9 protein-coding genes and 1 pseudogene are annotated in these 14,428 nt (G+C 51.6%); 6 read left to right on the plus strand and 4 right to left on the minus strand.

What is annotated here, in order from left to right; translation table 11 throughout:
- The first annotated feature begins 14 nt into the window (after positions 1-14).
- The gene (aroE, locus tag ACVBEJ_RS06895) at positions 15-833 is read left to right on the plus strand and encodes a shikimate dehydrogenase (protein ID WP_447128881.1); all 819 of its coding nucleotides are present in this window, start codon (positions 15-17) and stop codon (positions 831-833) included.
- Here aroE and ACVBEJ_RS06900 read toward each other — a convergent pair.
- Entirely contained in the window at positions 811-1,062 is a 252-nt protein-coding gene (locus ACVBEJ_RS06900) for a YheV family putative zinc ribbon protein (protein ID WP_447128882.1), read from the minus strand. The two genes, aroE and ACVBEJ_RS06900, sit on opposite strands and share 23 nt — an antisense overlap.
- 248 nt (positions 1,063-1,310) lie before the next feature.
- Between ACVBEJ_RS06900 and ACVBEJ_RS06905 the strand changes: the two genes are divergently transcribed.
- Together ACVBEJ_RS06905 and ACVBEJ_RS06910 are read left to right on the plus strand one after the other, a co-directional pair.
- Positions 1,311-3,983, plus strand: coding sequence for a TonB-dependent receptor (locus ACVBEJ_RS06905; protein ID WP_447128883.1), 2,673 nt, complete (start codon positions 1,311-1,313; stop codon positions 3,981-3,983).
- 220 nt (positions 3,984-4,203) lie between these two features.
- Positions 4,204-5,601: a Gfo/Idh/MocA family protein gene (locus tag ACVBEJ_RS06910; RefSeq protein WP_447128884.1), complete on the plus strand. Its 1,398-nt coding sequence runs from the start codon at positions 4,204-4,206 to the stop codon at positions 5,599-5,601.
- Between the two features lie 345 nt (positions 5,602-5,946).
- Here the strand turns inward: ACVBEJ_RS06910 and ACVBEJ_RS06915 are convergent, their stop codons facing one another.
- Positions 5,947-8,865: a TonB-dependent receptor gene (locus tag ACVBEJ_RS06915; RefSeq protein WP_447128885.1), complete on the minus strand. Its 2,919-nt coding sequence runs from the start codon at positions 8,863-8,865 to the stop codon at positions 5,947-5,949.
- A gap of 192 nt (positions 8,866-9,057) precedes the next feature.
- Here ACVBEJ_RS06915 and ACVBEJ_RS06920 point away from each other — a divergent pair, with 192 nt between their 5' ends.
- The 3 genes and pseudogenes from ACVBEJ_RS06920 (at position 9,058) to ACVBEJ_RS06930 (ending at position 10,654) form a co-directional block, all read left to right on the plus strand.
- Complete coding sequence (locus ACVBEJ_RS06920; protein ID WP_447128886.1) at positions 9,058-9,603, plus strand: RNA polymerase sigma factor; 546 nt, start codon at positions 9,058-9,060, stop codon at positions 9,601-9,603.
- Positions 9,604-9,613: 10 nt separating this feature from the next.
- Positions 9,614-9,766, plus strand: a pseudogene (locus tag ACVBEJ_RS06925) (FecR/PupR family sigma factor regulator); the annotation flags it as partial.
- An 18-nt stretch (positions 9,767-9,784) separates the two neighbouring features.
- Positions 9,785-10,654 carry a FecR family protein gene (locus ACVBEJ_RS06930; protein ID WP_447129035.1) on the plus strand — a complete coding sequence of 290 codons (870 nt, stop codon included), beginning with the start codon at positions 9,785-9,787 and terminating at the stop codon, positions 10,652-10,654.
- A gap of 493 nt (positions 10,655-11,147) precedes the next feature.
- On the opposite strand, the gene ACVBEJ_RS06935 is transcribed toward ACVBEJ_RS06930, so the two are convergent.
- Both ACVBEJ_RS06935 and ggt read right to left on the minus strand, forming a co-directional pair.
- Positions 11,148-12,635, minus strand: a complete 1,488-nt coding sequence (locus tag ACVBEJ_RS06935) for a CRTAC1 family protein (protein ID WP_447128887.1) — start codon at positions 12,633-12,635, stop codon at positions 11,148-11,150.
- Positions 12,636-14,402 (minus strand): gamma-glutamyltransferase, encoded by a 1,767-nt coding sequence (gene ggt / locus ACVBEJ_RS06940; RefSeq protein WP_447128888.1) that lies wholly within the window; start codon positions 14,400-14,402, stop codon positions 12,636-12,638.
- Between the last annotated feature and the right edge of the window lie 26 nt (positions 14,403-14,428).

Consider the following 14,428-nt stretch of genomic DNA (forward strand, 5'->3'; position numbering starts at 1 on the left):
ATAACGACCCCTTTATGACTGATCAATACGCCGTTTTCGGCAACCCCATCGGCCACAGCAAATCGCCACTGATTCACAGCGCGTTCGCTGAACAAACTGGCCAGCAGCTGGAATACCACGCCCAACTGGTACCCGCAGACCGCTTTAGTGCCGCCGCTGACGCCTTCTTTGCCGCCGGAGGCCGAGGGTTGAATATCACCGTGCCCTTCAAAGAACAGGCGTTTGCCTATGCGGACACCCTGACCGAGCGGGCCCGCTGCGCCGGGGCAGTCAACACGCTGGCAGCGCAGCAAGACGGTTCGGTATTGGGTGACAACACCGATGGCATCGGCATGGTGACCGACATCACCGCCAACCTGGGCTGGCCCATCGCGGGCAAACGGGTATTGTTGCTGGGTGCAGGCGGAGCGGTACGGGGCGTATTGCAACCGCTGTTCGCCCAAAGCCCCCACAGCATCACCATCGCCAACCGCACCGTGGCAAAAGCGGAGGGCCTGGCAGCGGAATTTATTCATCTTGGAAGCGCCACAGGCTGCGGGTTTGAGCGGTTACATGGCCAGCAATTTGATGTGGTGATCAACGGCACCAGCGCCAGCATTTCCGGACAACTGCCACCATTACCGGCCAACCTGCCGACCCCTGGCTGTGTTTGCTACGACATGATGTACGCCAGCCAACCCACGGTGTTTATGCAATGGGCTCAAGCGCACGGTGCGACCCGGGTGGCGGATGGTTTGGGAATGTTGGTGGAACAGGCCGCTGAATCGTTTGCGCTATGGAGGGGGGTGCGCCCGAACACCAGCCCGGTAATCACTCTGCTGCGGGGTCAATAAGCCGCACTACCTGTGTTTCTTTCTGCTTTTCTTCTTCGCTGCGGTTTACCCGTGTGTCCAACTCCCGGGGCGGGGCCTGCAGGCGCAGTTGCTCTTTAAAACCGCAGCTGACGCATTCGCGATAATTGTCTTCCCCTTCCTTGTAAGACACCACCTTGTCCATCTCGCCACAGCGGGGGCATACGGCTCCGGCGATAAAGCGGGGACGGGGCTTGGGGGGTGGGTTCATTATCGGTTCCGGCAAAATGGGGGCTATTGTACCTCAGTGTAAAAATCAAAACCCTGTCATTGCGAGACAAGTCGGCAGGAGAGCCGACCTGAGCGCTGTAGCAGCCCTTGGGCCGAAGCTCTAACCCCAGGTCCTGAAGTTTTTTTACGGTTTTTCTATCCCACCGACTCATACCCATACGTCCTCGTTAAGGAGGCCGGGTTGTATGGGAAGTTCCCCTAACTTAGACATGAGGTGAGGATCAATAAATGAAGCGTACATTCATTAAATCATCCGCAAGTATGTTGGCATTGGCTGTGTCGGCCACTACCACATATGCGCAAGAAAGTGCGGAAAGGACAAGTATTGAAGAAATCGTGGTTTCAGGTGTCAGAGGATCGTTATTACGTGCCCTATCACAAAAACGAGATGCCACAGGTTTTGTCGATGCCGTTGCATCAGAGGATCTTGGCAAATTTCCTGATATTAATCTTGCTGAATCGTTGCAACGGGTACCGGGCATTACCCTGAACCGCGACGAAGGTGGTCGGGGCAACGCCGTTAACTTGCGAGGCTTGGGTCCAGAGTTTACCCGTGTCGAAATTAACGGAATGACCGCACCCGTTAGTGGAAACAGCAGGGCATTCAGCTTTCTGCTGTTACCCGCTGAGTTATTCACAAATGTCGCGGTTCACAAGACAGTCCGCGCACGCGATGCAGAAGGCGGATTGGCTGGCCTTATTCAATTGAGCACACCCAAACCGCTTGATGGCGATGATTTTGAACTGTCTGCTTCTGTGCAGGGAGACAACAGCGAAAATGCCAGTGATCTTGGCGGTCGAGCGGCATTACTAACCAGCCGGAACTTTGATGATAAGTTCGGCGTGTCTCTGGGTCTTGTCTATACGGATCAATCCTATCAAGCTAATCAGGCCGGTGGTTTCAGCGTACGCCCACTGGGTTTGATTCTAACGCCAGAAGCTCGCGCTACTGCGACGCCAGAACAGCTGGCTGCCAGGGCAACGGCTATTCAACACTACATTCATGATGCAGAAAATTTAAATACTTTCAGTGTGAACCTTGGTACTCAATGGCGTCCATCTGACACGGTTGAGGTATCTTTTAACGGACTGTATTCAAACAGAGATTCTGACCGCTTTCTGACCCGCGCAGATGCGCCATCTGAAGGTAACGTAAGCGGCTTTTCTGATCTTGTGATTGAGAACGGCTTGGTGACATCCGGGACATTCAGTGGTGTTCAGCAGCGTCTGGGCAATAACGACTTCTCGGAAGATGAAGACCTGCTTCAAATTTCAAGCTCTGTAAGCTGGAAACCGAGTGAATCCTGGGAAATTACACCTTTTGTGGGCTATACAAAACGTGATATTGAACGCGTCAATAACCTGCTTTCCTATCGTAGGGCAGATCTGACCACGGGTGAATTCATTAATGCGGATGTCAGCTATACCTATGATGGGGACTTCGTTAACTGGACCACAACGGGGACAGATTTCTCGTCACGTCCAGAAGAATTTCTTTTGAACGTATTCCTGTTACGTCCGAATACCAACGATGATGAAGATCTCACAACAAAGCTGGACTTTGAATACACGCCAAATTCTGATGCCTGGACAGCGTTGAATTTTGGCGTGCGTTACTCTGATCGTGAACTGTCGCGAACCTTTCGGAATACACTTGTGCTGGCCGATACGGATGATCGCAGAACACTGCCAACACTTGCAGATGCATTAACCATTCTTGATGATTTTGACATTAGTGGTGCCCCCTCAAGTGTACCAGGCAATATTCTGGGCGTAGACCCTGTCGCTGCTTTGAATCAGTTTGCGCCGAATGGCCTTGGTGGTGCACCTATTGACGGCGCACGCTTCCTTGAATTGCCACTTGATGCAGCACGGGGAAGTTTCAGTGTTCAAGAAGAAACCTTTAACGCATATGTTGAAGCAACGTTTAAAGTTGAGAATCTGACATTCAATGCCGGATTCCGCCTCGTGCAAACCGACCAATCGTCGAGTGGTTTTTCCATTACCAACGGTGTAGCTTCGCCCATTACGGTTGATAGCGATTATCAGGCATTCCTGCCGAGCATTAGTGCACGTTATGAAATCAATGATGATCTGTTGCTGCGTACGGCTTATTCACAAAGCCTGACTCGCCCTTCTCTGAGTGATCTGGCCCCAACAGAAAACATCAGCGGTGTTGATGAGGGCGGCGGTACAGGTAATCAGGGTAATCCAAATTTGCTCCCTTTTACGTCTGATAACTTTGACATTGCTCTGGAGTGGTATTTCGGCGATGAAGGCTACTTATCAGGGGCTTTCTTCTATAAAGATATTGATGACATTATCGATACCGAAACATTCACAGAAGACCGTACCTTTCCACGTCAACGTGATGCTGTTCTGGTTACTGCGCCGATCGTTTTCACACGCCCGGCAAACGGCGTAAGTGCAACTATCCTTGGTTTTGAAATGGCTGGGCAATTGCCTTTCTCTGCCTTCGTTGAAGATGGTGTACTATCGAACTTTGGCATGTTCGCAAACTATACATTCAATGACAGCGATGCAGATTTTTCTGCTGAAGGAGACATCAGAAGCACAGGTCTGCCAGGTCTTTCCAAGAACAGCTATAACATCGCCCTTTATTACGATGATGGCAGCTTTGACGCGCGTGTTGCTTATGCATGGCGTGATGAATTCCTTGCTGCGTTCTCTGGTGCGTTTGGTGTGCCTCGGTTCCAAAATAGCCGGGGTCAACTGGACCTGTCTGCGAACTATAAATTTACCGATAATCTGGTTGCTCAGTTCCAGGTATTGAATGCGACAAATGAGCAAAGAATACAAACAACCTCTGAGCTTATGGCTCCCAATAACGTCCGACAATTGGATCGGCGTATTTTGTTTGGTCTGCGATACACGCTTTAATCGTTAAAACCTAACACTGTCGGACCGTCTTTTTGTGGGCGGTTCGGCAGAGCCCAAAGAGCAGTATGAATACCTTTTAATGTGGAGTACTGAGGCTGCGGAGAGTTTTAATATTCTCCGCTTTTTTGTGGGCGGGCATTGCACCATCTAATCCATCTGTTTTCGAAATTGTCGAGAAATCTTTCAATCTTATATCAATTCAGATTCTTTGGAGGACTGTATGAATCGAAGAAAGTTTATTAAAAATGCCGCTGGCCTCGCTGTGGCCGGTTCATTAGCCAGCTGTACATCTGTAGTAAAAACCAAAGGTGCTGGGTCAGTGGCAGGGTTGGCCCTTCCTGCGATGGATAAAGTCCGCTTTGGTTTTATCGGCGTAGGCCGCAGGGGTGGTGACACTCTGTTACGCCTGACGCTGAACATCGAAGGCGCTGAGGTGGTCGCCCTCTGTGACACCCACCCGGAAACCCTGCAGAAAAACGCAGTGCGAGTCAAAGAAGCGACCGGCAAAACACCAGCGTTGTATGGCGATTCCGACTACAGCTACCGGGATCTGCTGGCCCGCGACGATATCGACGCGGTGATCATCGCTACGCCCTGGAAGTGGCACGTACCCATGTCTGTAGAAGCCATGAATGCGGGCAAGCATGCTTTCGTGGAAGTGCCCGCAGCGCTGACTGTGGATGAATGCTGGCAATTGGTGGAAGCCAGTGAGAAGACCCGCCGCCATTGCATGATGCTGGAAAACGTCTGCTACGGTCGCGAAGAAATGATGCTACTGAATATGGTACGCGACGGACTGTTCGGCGAATTGCTGCACGGCGAGGCGGCCTATATTCACCCACTCCGTTGGCAGATGAAAGACCTGGAAAGCGGTACCGGCAGTTGGCGCACAGGATGGCATGCGCGGCGTGATGCCAATCTGTATCCCACCCACGGGCTCGGCCCTATCGCCCAGTATATGAACATTAACCGGGGTGACCAGTTTGACTACCTGGTATCGGTCAGCTCACCGGCGGCGGGGCGCCGGGAATATGGCCAGGAGGAATTTGCCCCTGAACACCAGCGCAACCAGTTGCGCTATATCGCCGGGGACATCAATTCCAGCCTGATCAAAACCAAGCTGGGTCGCAGTATTCTGGTGCAGCACGACACCACCACGCCACGCCCGTACACGCGCCTGAACCTGATTCAGGGCACCAACGGCCTGTTCGCCGGTTACCCCAATCGCATTGCCCTGGAAGACAACCCGCTGGATCCGGATAACAGAGAAGGCTTCCACCACTGGGATGAAGACATGGACAAGTGGTTTGCCAAATACGAACACAACATCTGGCGGCGAATGCGCGCAGAAGCCACCGAGCAGGGCGGTCATGGCGGTATGGACTTTGTGATGTTGTGGCGGCTGGTTTACTGCCTGCGCAACGGTCTGCCGCTGGATCAGGATGTCTACGATGCCGCCGCTTGGTCGGTGGTGGTAGATCTGAGCGAGCGCTCCGTGAACAACCGGGGTGCCAGCGTGGACTTCCCGGATTTCACCCGTGGCGGCTGGAGGCAGATTCGTCCATTGGTGATTGAAGACATAGCCCGGACTCAAGCGCCAACGACCGTATCTGTATAGAGGCAAGAATAACCAACACCTCTTTTACAGGGCTAACTCTGGCCCCTGTGGAACAGGTACGCTTTGGCATTATTGGCGTTGGCAGTTGTTCCCGTGAGTTGCTGTGCTTATTGCTCACGGCGGATGGTGCTGTGATGAAAGCAGAACTTAAGGGCACTTCCAAAAATAGTGATATTTTCGTGATAGCACCAAAAGTAGGCGCTCTTAGGCGAGGCGGCGGCGCACGGAGACCCGCAGTGTATACGGCATACATGAGGACTCGCCTTCCCATAAACAAACAGGGACGCCAACGCCGCTATCGCGGAAATAGTGCATTTTTAGAAGTGCCCTTAAACCGAACTCAGACTACAACGAATAAGTCACCCCAAATTCCAGTCGGCGACCAAGGGCGTGAAAGGCGTTTAAAAATTCCCGGTTTTCTCCAAAGCGAGTGTAAATATCAGAAGAAGTGAGGTTACTGCCAGTAACAAATAGATAAACATCGTCACTCAGCTGATAACGCAGCTTGGCATTGACTGTGGTTCGGGCGCTTAAAAAAGTGTTTCGGAAAGAGGATTGTGCCCTGTTAAAAAAGGCATCGCCATCCAGTGCGACGAGTATTTCATCGCTGTGGTTCGCTGACACCACAAAATCTAACTGACTGCCAGAATAAAACAGTGAAAAGTTGTGTATTTGCGGCGCCTGGTTTGGCAATCGGGTGACGATAGAGTCTGGCAGGTTAAGTGTTGCATTGCTCCATAAGCTATTTATGGAAAAACCAAAATTTTTCCAGGGATGGGGGAGAGTATTCAGTTCCAGGGAGGCAGATACTTCCAGACCCTTGATGGACGAAGAAGAAGCGTTGCGGAATTCGTTGACAATAAAAGAACTATCAAGGTTGTTCAATTGCTGTGGTTCCGTTGTTTGTACCTGGTATATATCATCAGCGATATTTTTTTGGAAAACTGTGGTACTAAAAGCCAGACCGGATGTTGACAGATAATACTCATAAGAAAGGTCGATATTTTTTGACAATCGAGGTTTCAAATCCGGGTTGGCTCGACTAATGGTTCCTGCCTGCCGGTCAATTTGTTCAAACACTGGCGCCAGCTGACGAAGTTGGGGGCGCCCGAGAGTGTGGCTGTAACTGAGTTTTATTTGGCTGTTGTCCGAAAACCGATAATTGGCGATAAATGACGGCAGCGCATTGGTATAGGTGTTGTTGGCCTCAGAAGGGATAAATTGATTGATATTTTGATTCAGCCGTTCACCAAAACCACTGGTACTGGTGTGTTCTATGCGCAAGCCTGCATAGGCAGATAATGACTTCCGTTGAAAGCGTGTAACCAGATAGCCGGCGAATATTGATTCATCTACGTTAAAGTCAGAATCATTGTTGTCAGATTCGGAAAAAGTGAAGATATTTCTGTCATCCAGAAATGGCGCCAGGTTGTTGTTGCGTTGCTGGAAATCCACAAACAAGGGGTTGCCTCCCAAGCCTGAAAGTCCTGAAAAACTGTCTCCGGGCGGGTTTGCTGCCAGAACTTGCGCCAAAGTGAATTCACCAGGATTTAAAGGGTTTCGGACAATAGCATTGTTGTCAAAATTCCGCCTGGTTTGTCGATAACCGATACCGCTTTTAAAACCCCACCCAGAATTGCTGTAGTTGGAACTGTAAGAAAGCTGAGTGTCCCAAACAGCTTCATTCAGGATAACGCTGCTAATTTCATCTTTGTCCAGAAAATAGTTATTTGGATCGCTTAGGCGTTGAGGGTTTTCTGGGACGATGCTAAAAAGAGACTCGCTATTGTCATACAGAAAAGAAGCGTCTTCGCCACTCAATCGGTACAGCGTAAAAATATCCTGCTGCCGTTGGCGCGCCCAGGAATAGCCGGTTTTAAAATCAATATTTTCCGTTTCATTGATACTCAATTGATAACCACCGGCGAATGAGTACAGCCGTGAACGATTGGAAAATTGTCCTCCTTCCGAAAAAATATTTGCCGCCCTGCCTGTGCGAATACCACTCTGTTCCGTTTGTTGCTCAATACGTTGAAATGCCCGGGTATCCGATTTTGCGTGCAGGACCTGTTCATCAATGGTGCTGAAAGTGGCAGTGCCCCAAGTGTAAGAATTGCTTGACCTTCGGTCGATCTTCAGGGTGCCACCAAAGCGGTTTGTGTTATTGGCATCCAGTTGCAACCTGTGCTGGAAGGGCACTGGAATACGGTTTCCGGAAAAGTCATCAAAACCGGTGAAGTTGCCGTCATTATCGAAAAATACCACCGATCTGGGTATAAATTGTGGGCGATAAAAATAGCGCTTATTGTAGAAAGCCGATACAGCCAAGCCAATGTTGCCGCTCACTGGGCGGGCATACACTGCTTCCAGATTAAAGGGTTGTTCTTCATCCTGAAAACCGCTGCCCAGTTCTTCGCTGCTGATGGAGGAAGTGAGTGTGAATAAAGGCTGCTCATAATCCAGCCCACTGCGGGTAACCAGATTGATTTGCCCGCCTATGCTGTCAGCATTCAGGTCTGCGGTAAAATTTTTATGCACTTCAACCCGGCTGGCCATATTAATGGGCAGCCAATCCAGATACTGTGCCCGCCCCGCTTCATTGGTATTTGCCAGTGCCAGGCCATCCAAATAAACATTGTTCAGTTGTGGATTGATGCCTCTGATGGAGGCAAAGCGTTGTTCGTTGGTAAAGTTTTCCGGCAGTGCGATGGCGGGTAATAGATAAAAACCACTTTGTGAAGACAGCAGTTCGGCGATATTGGCGGCGGAATACGTGCTGATTTCGCTTTCAACAATACTGTCAGCAATGTAATGGCTTTGCCATTTCAAATCTTGTGTACGGCGGTAAGCGTACCGTGTACCCACGATCAGAACTTCTTCCAGTGGCTTGTTGCCGTCAGCATCTTCACTAATGGCCAACACTGTATCAATGGTTTGTGTTCGCCGCTGTTTTGGCAAGCGCAAAATAATCACCCGATTGTGATTGATATAAGCTTCAACCGGTACTCCGGCGAATAGCAGCTGCAAAGCCTGTTCAGGACAATAATCACCAACTACCCTGGTCGTCACTACCTGATCAATGACAGCATGGGGGTAAATCAGTTGCAGATTGGCCTGTTCGGAGAGCTGCCGCAAGGCATCTTCAGCGCTGGCGCTGTGAATATTGAAGGATATCTGGTCTTTTTTCGGACACTCTGCAAGCAGTGGCTCACTTAAGAAAGCAAGCCCAATGCTGGCTGCTATGAGAAGATGAGGCTGTGCCAAGTGTCGATTCTCCAAAACCGGTGAGGAGACCGGCAATTATCGCTCTTGCCATGTACAGAATGCAAAAATATCTTAAAAACTGAAAGTTACAGATAGATGGTGGCAAAAAAATTACGGGTTTCCCCTGGCTGGGCAATCTAGAGTTACATAATACTTGCAATGCCAAATTTAGACCGAAAGGCGTAGATTGAGTTGAGTGATAAAGACCCAAAACGATTGGATACGCTGAACGTATACCTTGAGAACAAACCCATTCTGCAAAGGTATGTTGAACAGATACTCAATACGCAGGAAGGCTCTGAAGATTTGCTTCAGGAAACCTATATGCGAGTCTCAAAAGCAGAGCAAACCGGTAAAATCAACCATATTCGTGCCTATATGTTTACAACGGCAAAAAACTTGGCCTTGCAGCTATTGCGCCGAACGCCGAATAGCAAGGTAGATAGTCTGGATGCTGACGGTACTGAAATTGCCGATGCCGCTCCAAACCCGGAAGATGTGGTGAATGAACAAAGAAATAAAGATTTTCTGATGGCTGTTTTGCGTGATTTGCCTGAAAAAACCAGAAAAGTGGCTGAAATGCGTTTATTTTCAGAGATGTCGTTTAAGGAGATATCCGGCTCCATGGGGATGTCTTTGAGCTCAGTTGAGAAGCATATGGCCTTTGCAGTACTTGCCTGTAAAGATAAGGCGAAAAATGCCAGGAACACTACCGATAAAGTCGAGAAAGCAGGTTAAGGGTTAACCGATGACACACGAATTTGACAAGTCGAACTACACCACCACAGACAAAGAAGCCAGCCTGTGGTTGATAAAGCTGGAAGGTGGAAACCTGTCAGACGGCGAACACCAGGAGTTTTTAGACTGGTTGGCAGCCAGGCCTGAACACGCAGAGGCATTCGAAGCAGTGGCAGAGAGCATGAAGCTGCTGGGTAAACTGGCCAGTGCAGAGCTGTCCAGTGCAGAGCTGTCCAATACAAAAAAATCGGCACATTTGACTGCATCGCCTGTGGCAACAAAACCGAAAAAAACGCCCTGGAAACTATCAAATTTGTTTCATAACCCGGTTGGATATGCGCTGGCTGGGTTTCTTGTTATTGGTTTATTGGTTGCTTATCAATTCACCGGGGAAACTGAAATCACACAACTGGCCTACAGCACAAAAATTGGTGAACAACGCCAGGTTGCCCTCGAAGACGGCTCTCAAATACTCATTAACACGGCATCCACGGTGACTGTGGATTTTCAGGACAATCAACGTCGAATTGAACTGCAACAGGGCGAAGCCTATTTTATGGTTGAGAAGCAACCAGACCGACCATTCACCGTATTTACCCCTCAGTTTAAAGTCACAGCCATCGGTACAGCGTTTAATGTACGTTTGGACGGCAGTCATCAAGTCATTGTCACTGAAGGAACGGTGCAGGTTGCTCAACACCAAAGTGAAAATAACAAAACCATTTTGTTAACCGCCGGAGAGTCTGCGGGCATGGGGCTGGTCCCGGAAAAAAATGCAGCTGTCAATCCAGACGTGGAACTGGCCTGGCATAAAGGCATACTTAATTTCCATCGCAAAACTCTCCAGCAAGCGGTTACCGAATTTGGCCGCTACTCCAATGTTCACTTCTATGTGATGGACCCACAGTTGCAGCAAACCATGATCGGCGGCAGCTTTAAAATTGGTGACACACAAGCGTTTATGAGCGCGTTAAGTGAATCACTAGGGGTGACTTTTAAGCGGGTTGGTGACAAACGGATAGATATCATCCACGCCAGTGAAAAAGAGTAAAAAGCCATTCGTTGTTATCAGTAGTTCGCCCCCCCCGCGACAAATTTTTGATTTGGGCAGCCGTAAGGCTGAGGCGCAAGCCGTACAACGCGGGAATCCAGAAACCACAGTATTGCAAAGTTTTGGTGACACATTCCATATGGATCCCCGCCTGCGCGCACTGCTGTCCGGGATAACCACCCAAGCTGTCATTGCGAGCGCAGCGCGGCAATCCAGTATCTTTAACTCACTGACTTAAAAGCAAAGTCGCTGGATCGCCACGCTGCGCTCGCGATGACGATTTATTAAGTTTGGATGCCACCTGTTTGGCTGAAGGCCTTACTTGGCATGGCTTGTCGACAAAGGCTTTAATTTATCCCGGACAGCCGTGCGCCTGCGCGGGTATGACGCTTCTTTTGGCGTTATTGTCAGTAAATAATTTTTCAAAACCGTAGAAAAATGTTGGCTTTTTATTGAAAAAAATCAAGCGCAATTGCCCTGCCATGTGTAGCCCTTACGGTGCCAGCGGCTGAAAAGTGGCCCCTGCATAATCTGTCGGATTCACATTTTCAAAGCGCGAAACCTCACGGCCCTTGGCGGTAAGCCGGGTAACCTCCACCGTTACCGGCGCCATGCTTGCCAGACCAAAGTGCAGCGGCCCGTTGCTTTGGGAGCAGTAACCACTGCCGGTGTCCAACATGCGGGTGGCCAGCAGTTTGCCGCTGGCGTTATCGTACAGGCGCACTTCGGTGCCGGGCATGGCCTTCACACCCAGGTCTATTTGCAGCGAACGCTGAGCCTGCTCCGGGGGCAAGTCGTTGCGATACAGTTGATGGGAGCCCCGCTTGTGATTGCTGGCCAGAGCCAGGTCCAGGTCGCCATCACCATCGTAGTCTGCCCAGCGGGTGCCGTGGTCTGCGTCGCGGCGGCGAATCAGTGTGTTTTTGTCGGTGGGCAGTACGTCCACAAAACCCTCGCCGGTATTGCGATACAGGTAGTCCTGCTCGGCAAACACCCCGCTGAGGTAGGCGTTGACGTAGAGGTCGATGCGGCCATCGTTGTCAAAGTCGCCCCAATCCACACCCACGCCGTGAAAATTGCCATCCAGCCCCTGGCTGGCGGCCACCTCCACAAACTGGCCACGGCCTTCATTGCGGTACAACAAATTGTTGGCGTAGGTGGCGACAAACAAATCCAGGTCGCCATCGTTGTCGTAATCCGCCACCCCAACACCGGTGCTGCCCACATTTAACGGGCGGCGCGGGCGGTCCATGTTCAGTGAGGCGGCAATATCGGTAAACTGGCCGTTGTCGTTGCGGTAAAACCCATCCCGGTCGCCGCTCTGATTGGCGAGGAATAGGTCCAGGTCGCCGTCCATGTCCATATCAAACCACACCGCTCCCACACTGCGGCGTGGGTCCAGCAGGCCAGCCTGCTTGCTGACATCGGTAAATTTGCCGCCATCGTTGCGGTACAGGCGGTTGGCGCGGTCCCGCATGCAGATGTAAATATCCAGGTCGCCGTCGTTGTCGTAATCCACCCAACTGCTCTGGCGAGTGGTGCCGATCAAGTCCAGGCCTACCTCGGCGGCTACGTCGGTAAAGGATTCGCCGTCGCCATTGTTGTGGTAAAGCCGGTTGCGGGTTTGAGTGTCGCGGCCATAGCCCAGGTACAGGTCAAGGTGGCCGTCTTGATTGTAGTCCCCCCAGGCCAGGACTCTGGCGTCATCCACATTGCGGTGCCAGCCCACCTGTTCGGCCACATCGGTAAACTCACCACCGTTGTTTTGATAGAGGCGATTGGGGCGGTTTTTGAAGGTCACCGCCAAATCAAGATCGCCGTCATTGTCGTAATCCGCCCAGGCCACAGACTGGGCACCGGGGGCGGCAAAAAGTGCCGCCTGCACCGGCTCAAAGGACGGGCTTGTTGCATCGGCATAAGCCAAACCAACGGCACTGGCGGTCATAAGGACCGCCGCTATACGAGTGTTCAGCTGGCCCATTTACTCCACCCCCACCGTTTCGGCGCCCGGCCTGCGGGTGTCTGAATAGCCAAAAAACAGGCCATCGCGATACACGATGCTTTGCAGGCTGCCCATGGTTTTACTGGCTTTCACCGGGTGGCCCATGGATTTCAGTTTTTCGATGCTATCCGGGCTGATGCCCGGCTCAAGATTGAGGGCGTCCGGGGACCACTGATGGTGAATACGGGGGGCGTGGGTGGCGTCTGCCAGGTTCATATCGAAGGCCAGCACGTTGAGAATAAGCTGCATCACCGTGGAAATAATTTTGCTACCGCCGGGGCTGCCAGTGAGCAACAGCGGTTTGCCATCACGCATCACAATGGCCGGGGTCATGGAACTCACCGGACGACGGCCCGGGCGAATCAGGTTGTCTTCGCTGCCTTTCAAGCCAAAGGCGTCGGGGATATCCGGGCTCAGGGTAAAGTTGCCCATATTGTTGTTCATAATGATGCCGGTACCCTCGGCCACCACCCCGGAGCCAAACGAGAACATCAGCGTGTAGGTGTTGGAAACCGCGTTGCCTTGGCTGTCCATCACCGAGTAATGAGTGGTTTCGTCGCTTTCGTAGGAGGCCCGTTTTTTTGGAAATGAGCGCCCCGGGGCAATATCACTGGCCGGGTGTGCCTTATCCAGAGAGATGGTTTTCGCGAGGTTTGCGGCGTAGGCCTTGCTGGTGAGAATGTCGGTGGGGATATCCACATAATCCGGATCACCCAGGTATTTGCTGCGGTCTGCATAGGCCAGCTTCATGGCCTCCGCCATAACATGATAGGCAGCGGCGCTGTTTTGGCCCATGGCTTTTAAGTCAAAGTTTTCCAGGATATTGAGCATCTGCACCACATGGGTACCGCCGGAGCTGGGTGCGGGCATGGCGTGCACAGTGGCATCGCCAAAGGTGCCGGTGACCGGTTTGCGTTCCGCCACCTTGTAGTTGGCCAGGTCGTCCATGGTAATCAAGCCGTTGTTGGCGGCCATATCCGCCACCATGCGTTTACCGATTGCGCCCTTGTAAAATGCTTTTGCCCCCTGTTTGGCGAGTTGTTCCAGCGACCAGCCCAAATCTTTCTGGCGCAGAACGTCCCCGGCCTGGTAGCCGCTGCCATCGGCTTTGATAAAGATTTTTCGGGTGGAAGGGTGTTTGGACATCACCTCGTGTTTGGTGCGCAAAATACTGGCCAGATCATCCGTGACCACAAAACCCTGTTTGGCCAGTTTGATGGCGGGTGCGGCCACCTGTTTCCAGCTCATGGTGCCGTATTTTTTCAGCACCCAGTCAAAGCCCGCTACGGTGCCCGGCACCGCTGAGGAGCGATGGCTGAAATGGTAGTCCTGGCGGGAGGCTTTGACTTTGTTGCCGTTTTTGTCAATCTCGAAAAACATATCCGAGAATGCCGCCGCCGGAGCGGTTTCCCGGTAATCCAACGCAAAGGTGCGGTTTTCTTCGGCCATATGTACCAGCATAAAACCACCGCCACCGAGGTTGCCCGCACGGGGCAGAGTAACCGCCAGCGCCAGGCCAACCGCCACCGCCGCATCAATGGCATTGCCGCCATCGCGCAGTATTTGCGCGCCCACCCGACTGGCCAGGCTGTTCTGGCTGGACACCATGCCGCCGCGCCCGATCACCGGGTGGTGGCGGGTGCTGTAGTCCACAATCGCGGGTTGGTGTTTGGGCTCAGCGAAAACCAACGATGGCAAAGCCAGCAGCAACGACAATGACGTGACGATTAAGCGTTTTAACAGCATTTTTCAGTCCCCTGTTTTGAAACGGA

It is taken from the genome of Porticoccus sp. GXU_MW_L64, from assembly GCF_052983295.1.